Source organism: Sphingomonas populi (genome assembly GCF_004208535.1).
Lineage (GTDB): Bacteria > Pseudomonadota > Alphaproteobacteria > Sphingomonadales > Sphingomonadaceae > Sphingomonas > Sphingomonas populi.
In genome coordinates this window covers 1-1,587 of the sequence record NZ_SGIS01000136.1, presented here as the reverse complement: position 1 = coordinate 1,587, position 1,587 = coordinate 1, and the positions used below count along the sequence as shown (strand labels likewise).

At 65.0% G+C, this 1,587-nt stretch carries 1 protein-coding gene; it reads right to left on the bottom strand.

The features are described 5' to 3' along the window. Positions 1–112 precede the first annotated feature (112 nt). The gene (locus EWE75_RS24500; RefSeq protein WP_165388537.1) at positions 113–1,321 is read right to left on the bottom strand and encodes an IS110 family RNA-guided transposase; all 1,209 of its coding nucleotides are present in this window, start codon (positions 1,319–1,321) and stop codon (positions 113–115) included. Between the last annotated feature and the right edge of the window lie 266 nt (positions 1,322–1,587).

Genomic DNA, 1,587 nt, shown 5'->3' with positions numbered 1-1,587 from the left:
ACGGATGAGATCGACAAGACCTCAGGGGCAAAAATATGTTATGGTCCCTCTGCGCGGGCGACTCCGTGGCGAAGAGCGGAACATCGGATGCGAGTTCCGCCAGGCCGCCTTATCACAGTCCTTCCGACTTGGAGCGTCCGCGCACCTTTGGCCGTGTTTCCCACTGCGCCACGAAGTGTTCGTAGGACCGCTCGGCGTGTCGGGCGACCTCCATTTCCTGATCTCGCAGCGCCTTGACGTTGTAGGCGTGCGCCGGACCCGGCCTGTTGCCCTTCTTCTGCGGCTGGCCGGAGCGCAGTTCCATAGCGCGGCGCTTCGTTGCGACCAGCGCCGGGCGTGCCCACCGATAGTCGGTCTCTTTCGTCAACAGGTGCCAGCAGAGCACGGTGAGCTTGCGGGCGAGTGCGACAGCGGCGATCTGGTGCCCGCGCTTCGCCCTGATCCGTACGAAGAAGGCATGCAGCGGACCCGGCGCCTTTGCTGCCGCCCAGGCCGCTTCGACCAGCATCGCGCGAGCGTGGCTGCGGCCGGACTTGCTGATGCGTCCATGATGGGCCGCCCCGAGCCCTGACTGCCGAACCCGCGGATTGAGGCCGAAGTAGCTCACCAGCTTCTGCGGGCTCGAGAAGCGCCGGACATCGCCGATCGCGGCGACGAGGCCGGTAGCGACCGTCAGATTGACGCCGGTGATCGTGATCAGCCGCGCAACCGAGGCGTCGTCGAGCGCCTCAGCTGCGATTTCCTTGTCGAGGGCAGCAAGGTCTTCCCCCATCCGATCCAGCTCGCGAACATGCCGCTCGATGGCGACGCGCTCGTCATCGGGCACCGGCTGCCGTTCGAGCCAGGCGCGCCCGACCTTGCTGAACAGGTCGGCGTGCGGACACGGCGGGATCAGATGCGCGTGCAGGATGGCATGCACTTCGTTCTTGATCCGCGTCCGGTGACGGACGAGCTGATACCGGCGCGCAACGAGACGGCGCTTGCGCTCCGTCACCGCATCCGGCGTCCAGATCTCCGGCAAGTAGCCCGCCGCATACAGGCTCGCCAGCGTCCCCGCATCGACCTTGTCGGTCTTTACATGGGCATGCGCGATCGCTTTCACCTGCAGCGGATTGGCGATCACCACCCGCGCCACGAACGGCGACAGCACGCGCGACACCGCCATGCAGTTGCCCGTCGCCTCGATCACGACCTCATCGGTCGCACGCAAGCTCTTGCCGAAGCCTTCCAGCGCCGTCCGGGTCATATCGACCCGGCCGGCATGCCTGAGCTTGCCGTCTTCCCAAATTACCACCTCGCCAAAGGTTCGGTGGATATCCATTCCGATCACACGTCGCATCGGTTCCTCCTGTCAGCATGACGACGGGAGCGGTGGGCGACACGACACCTACGGATCCGCGCTCTCGGCGCAACCGGGCGAGTCGCAGAGGCGGCCAGCTACTAACTCGAGCTCTCAGCTCATCGTATACATCGGCCTGCCCACACTTTCGTGCTCCCGGTGCCTCTGTCCCGGATGGTCGCACCATATACCAAAACCAGCATGGTCTCAGCGGGGATTTCGGCACCGGCAACCCTCATACCGGTTAC

Excerpts from the sequence above, each read along its gene's own strand:
- EWE75_RS24500 (WP_165388537.1), bottom strand. The coding sequence starts at position 1,321 with ATGGATATCCACCGAACCTTTGGCGAGGTGGTAATTTGGGAAGACGGC.